This window comes from Halopseudomonas sp., assembly GCF_041579695.1.
Lineage (GTDB): Bacteria > Pseudomonadota > Gammaproteobacteria > Pseudomonadales > Pseudomonadaceae > Halopseudomonas.
Genome location: NZ_JBFGFI010000131.1, coordinates 1 through 5043, shown reverse-complemented (window position 1 = coordinate 5043; position 5043 = coordinate 1). Strand labels below are relative to the sequence as shown.

The window sequence follows — 5043 nt, the reverse complement described above, 5'->3', positions numbered from 1 at the left end:
AGCCCCGAACGGGACTCTTCAGCCCACCTGAACCCGACAATGGATCCCCGCGTTCGCGAGGATGACGGTAGGGAGGAATCCGTCATTCCCGCGGAGGCGGGAATCCATTCTGATCCTCAGCCAACACCCGGCCCCGAACGGGACTCTTTAGCCCACCTGAACCCGACAATGGATCCCCGCGTTCGCGAGGATGACGGTTGCGCGGAGCGTCGCGTATCAGGGCTAGGCACCGCGGCGCCCACCCACCTCGTCATTCCCGCGCACGCGGGAATCCATTTTGACTTTGGTTCGCAATCCCACTGGGGCCGGTTCGACGTGCGTCTGGCCCCGTCATCCTCGGTCCTCAATCTGGTCGCGTGGATGATGAACCACCGCTCGCGCCTCACCGGCATCTGCACTGGCGACCAGGCGATCTTTGTGCGACGCGATCTATTCAATCGCCTTGGAGGCTATGCCGACATCCCGCTGATGGAGGACATCGATCTGAGCAAGCGCCTCAAGCGCATCTCCCCACCCGCTTGCATCCGCCCCCCCCTGACCACCTCCAGTCGCCGCTGGCAAAAACACGGGGTGTTTCGCACGATCGCTTTGATGTGGTGGCTGCGGCTGCAGTACTGGGCTGGTGTTTCCCCTGCCAGATTGGCGCAAAAGTATTATCCTGCACGGCAGAACAGAACATAGGACTCCAATGACCGCTGCCCGCCCCCTGATCATCTTCGCCAAGGCTCCCGTGCCGGGCCAGGTAAAGACGCGCTTGATCCCTGCGCTCGGTCCCGCGGGCGCCTGCGATCTGTACCAGAGGCTGCTACGCCATACGTTACAGCAGACGCGCAACTGGCCCGGTGAGCGGCTGTTGTATTGCGCCCCTGACACTCAGGATCCCGTGCTACAGGCACTGGCGCACGAGCATCACCTGGCCCTGCGTCCGCAGCAGGGTCATGACCTCGGCGACCGCATGGCCCATGCCCTGGCGGACTATCCGGACGGCGCCCTGCTGATCGGTACCGATTGCCCCCTGCTCGACTGCTCGCATCTGCAGCAGGCCAATCAGGCGCTCGACCATCACGACGTTGCCATCATCCCCAGCGAGGACGGCGGCTATGTGCTGATTGGCCAGCGCAGGCCGCATCCTGCTGCCTTCGCCGATATGACCTGGAGCCATGCGGGGGTGCTCGGCGCCACACAGACCCGTCTGGCCAAGGCCGGTCTGACTCTCTGGTTGGGCCCAACCCTGTGGGATCTGGATGAGCCGCAGGACCTGCGCCGGCTCGCAGCTGCAGGCCTGCCATTTGCCTCTGTCTCACCCTGAGTCATCGCTGGCTGATAATACGCTGAGCGGTACATCACATCTGTTTATGCACCTCCATTCCAGCTGCGGGACATAGTTTCCCTGCCACAGCCGTGACTATATGGTCAGGCAATGCAGTCACGCGTTTATACAACTGCGTGCCGGCACCAGCCCATCCAACTCAGCACCGACCAGACAAGGATTACCATGTTTGAACTCAGCCCCCGCGTTAAGGATCTCAAGCAACAGCTCGAAAGCTTCATGGACGAGCACATCTACCCCAACGAAAAGCTGTTCTACGAGCAGGTAAAGCAGAACAAGTGGGGCGCCCCGCCGATCCAGGAAGAGCTCAAGGCCAAGGCCAAAAGCATGGGGCTGTGGAACCTGTTTCTGCCCCACAGTGAGCGTGGCGCCGGTCTCAACAACGAAGAATACGGCCACCTGTGCGAGATCATGGGCCGCTCCTCGATTGCGCCTGAGGTATTCAACTGCAGCGCACCGGATACCGGCAACATGGAAACCATCGAACGTTACGGCAATGAGGAGCAGAAGGAGCAGTGGCTCAAGCCGCTGCTGGCGGGCGAAATCCGCTCCTGTTTCTCGATGACCGAGCCCGACGTGGCATCCTCTGACGCCACCAACATCCAGTGCGAAATTCGCCGCGAAGGTGACGAGTACGTTATCAACGGCACCAAGTGGTGGTCCTCGGGGGCCATGGCTGACAGCTGCAAAATCGCGATTGTGATGGGCAAGAGCAACCCGGATGCACCCAAGCACCTGCAGCAGAGCATGATCCTGGTCCCGCTGGACACCCCCGGCGTGACCATTGTGCGCGACCTGCATGTATTCGGTTATGACCACGCCCCGCATGGCCATGCCGAGATCAAGTACGAGAACGTGCGCGTGCCAGTGTCCAACATGTTGCTGGGTGAAGGCCGCGGCTTCGAGATCGCCCAGGGCCGCCTCGGGCCGGGCCGGATTCACCACTGCATGCGCAGCATCGGTGTCGCCGAACGCGCGCTGGAAGCCATGTGCCGCCGCGCCGCCGAACGCACCGCCTTTGGCAAGCCGCTGTACAAGCTCGGCAGCACACCGGAGAACATCGCCAAGTCCCGCTGCGAGATCGACCAGGCACGCTTGTTGACCATCATGGCTGCGCGCAGCATGGACCAGTTCGGTAACAAGGTAGCGCGTCAGCAGATCGCGATGATCAAGGCCGTCGCCCCGACCATGCTGTGCAATGTGCTCGACCGCGCCATCCAGGTCCACGGCGCCGCGGGTGTATGCCAGGACACTTTCCTTGCCTCCGCCTACGCCAAAGCCCGCACCCTGCGCCTGGCCGACGGCCCGGACGAAGTGCACCTGGGGACTATTGCAAAGCTGGAAATGAGCCAGTATTTGTAACCCGACGCTACCACCGAAAATCAAAATGGATTCCCGCGTGCGCGGGAATGACGATGTCTTTGGGGCGCTCGGCGTTTAGCACCAGAACATCGCGCTCCCTTAAGCCGTCATCCTCGCGAACGCGGGGATCCATTCTGACTTTCGGCCAGAGCACCCAACCCTCTGTTTCTATCAACAACACAAGCAGGGAAAATCATGAGCACACTATTTGACCTGACCGGCAAGGTGGCGGTCATCACCGGATCCACCAAGGGCATTGGCAAGGCCATTGCCGAGGAGTACGCCAAGGCCGGCGCTAAAGTAGTGATCTCCAGCCGCAAGGCCGATGCCTGCGAGCGGGTCGCCAACGAGCTCAAGGCCAAGGGCTTCGACGCCCTCCCCATCGCCTGCCACGTGGGCGACAAGGCGCAGCTGCAGAATCTGGTCGACAAAACTATAGAAGCCTGGGGCCGGATCGACATACTGGTCTGCAATGCCGCCACCAACCCGGTCTATGGCGCGACCTCCACGGTCAGCGACGAAGCCTTCGACAAGATCATGGGCACCAACGTCAAGGGCACCTTCTGGCTCTGCAACATGGTCATTCCACAAATGGTTGAACTGGGCGGCGGCTCTATCGTGCTGCTGTCGAGCATTGCAGGCATCCGCGCCAGCGCCAATATTGGCGTCTACGGAATGTCGAAGGCCGCAGAGGCTGGGCTGGCGCGCAACCTGTCGCTGGAGTGGGGGCCGCACAATATCCGCGTCAATTCGATTGCCCCCGGCCTGATCCGTACCGACTTCGCCCAGGCGCTGCTCGACGATCCTGATCGACTCAAGCGCGTGGAAGAAAAACTGCCCCTGCGCCGCGTCGGCGAGCCGGTGGATATCGCCGGTGTGGCCCTGTTTCTGGCATCTGCAGCCGGTGCCTACGTTACCGGCCAGACCATCGTGGCCGACGGCGGCGATACCATTACCTGATCCACCGCCCATGACCCGGACCGGATTGCTGCGTATTCAGCGCAGCAATACCCGGCCGGCACCGGGACACTCACAGCCCATTTCGTCCAGAATACCGCTACTCTTGATCAACGATTCCAATAACAGGTTCCCTGCAGATGAGCGAAGCCATCCTTATTGATGTACTACCCGCACACCAGTTCGACCAGGACCGTCTGGCTCGATACCTTACCGGCCGCATCCCCGGCGCCGAGAACGGCATGGACGTGAAGCAGTTCCAGGGCGGCCAGTCCAACCCGACCTACCTGCTGGAGATTGCCGGCAAGCGTTACGTACTGCGCAAGAAGCCACCGGGCAAGCTGCTGCCATCAGCGCATATGGTCGAGCGCGAGTACCAGGTGATCAACGCGTTGGGTGCGACCGACGTACCGGTACCGAAGGCCGAGCTGCTGTGTGAGGATGCCGAGGTAATTGGGACCGCGTTCTACATCATGGAGTACGTGGAAGGTCGGGTGCATACCCAACCACTGCTGGAAGCCGTCGAGCAGAGCCAGCGCGAGCCTATCTACCACTCGATGATCGAGACCATGGCCAGGCTGCACAATGTCGACTGGAAAGCCGTCGGCCTGGAAAGCTATGGCAAGGCCGAGGGCTATATTCCGCGGCAGATCAAGCGCTGGAGCGGCCAGTTCGAGGCCAGCCGTACCGGTGACATGCCGGCGATGGATCAACTGATGGCCTGGCTGCCGGAAAACATGCCCGACAAGGACGAAACCACCATAGCCCACGGTGATTTCCGCGTCGGCAACCTGATTCTGCATCCCACTGAACCCAAGGTCGTATCGATTCTCGACTGGGAACTGGCGACCCTGGGGCACCCGCTCTCCGACCTGGCCTACTGCTGCCTGCCCTACCACCTGCCAGCTGGCGTCAACAGCGTGAAAGGCATGCTCGGCGTGGACCTCAAGAGTCTGGGCCTGCCGGAGGAACAGCAAGTACTGGACTGGTACTGCCAGTACACCGGCCGCAGCGAAATCCCCAATTGGAATTTCTTTCTCGCATTTTCGCTGTTCCGTCTGGCGGCGATTCTGCAGGGCGTATATCACCGAGCGCTGCAGGGTAATGCCAGCAACGCCGATGCGCTCGAAGTGGGCAAACGGGCAGGACTGCTTGCCGAGCGTGGCTGGGAAATCGCGCAGGGGAAATAAGAGGTCACGTCACTAACGTCCTCGGGGGACTGGAAACTGAACCCAAGGTCAAAATGGATTCCCGTGTGCGCGGGAATGACGGGGTCTTTAGGGGTGCCGTGTTTAATTTCGATACTCCGCACACACCCCGTCAGCGTCATCCTCGCGGACGCGGGGATCCATTGTCGGGTTCAGGTACGTCGAGGTTCGTGTCCCGGACTCGGT

General features: G+C 61.3%; 5 protein-coding genes. All 5 read left to right on the top strand.

Annotation, left to right across the window (positions count from 1 at the left end; genetic code table 11):
• On the top strand, nucleotides 1-681 hold a 681-nt coding region (locus ABYA88_RS15240; protein WP_373188241.1), incomplete at its 5' end, for a glycosyltransferase family 2 protein.
• A gap of 7 nt (nucleotides 682-688) precedes the next feature.
• Nucleotides 689-1309: a TIGR04282 family arsenosugar biosynthesis glycosyltransferase gene (locus tag ABYA88_RS15235; protein ID WP_373188240.1), complete on the top strand. Its 621-nt coding sequence runs from the start codon at nucleotides 689-691 to the stop codon at nucleotides 1307-1309.
• 186 nt (nucleotides 1310-1495) lie between these two features.
• Nucleotides 1496-2692, top strand: coding sequence for an acyl-CoA dehydrogenase family protein (locus ABYA88_RS15230; RefSeq protein WP_373188239.1), 1197 nt, complete (start codon nucleotides 1496-1498; stop codon nucleotides 2690-2692).
• A gap of 192 nt (nucleotides 2693-2884) precedes the next feature.
• A complete protein-coding gene (locus ABYA88_RS15225) occupies nucleotides 2885-3652 on the top strand; it encodes an SDR family NAD(P)-dependent oxidoreductase (RefSeq protein WP_373188242.1) in 768 nt (255 codons plus the stop codon).
• A gap of 137 nt (nucleotides 3653-3789) precedes the next feature.
• Nucleotides 3790-4839, top strand: coding sequence for a phosphotransferase (locus ABYA88_RS15220; RefSeq protein ID WP_373188238.1), 1050 nt, complete (start codon nucleotides 3790-3792; stop codon nucleotides 4837-4839).
• The last annotated feature ends 204 nt before the right edge of the window (nucleotides 4840-5043 follow it).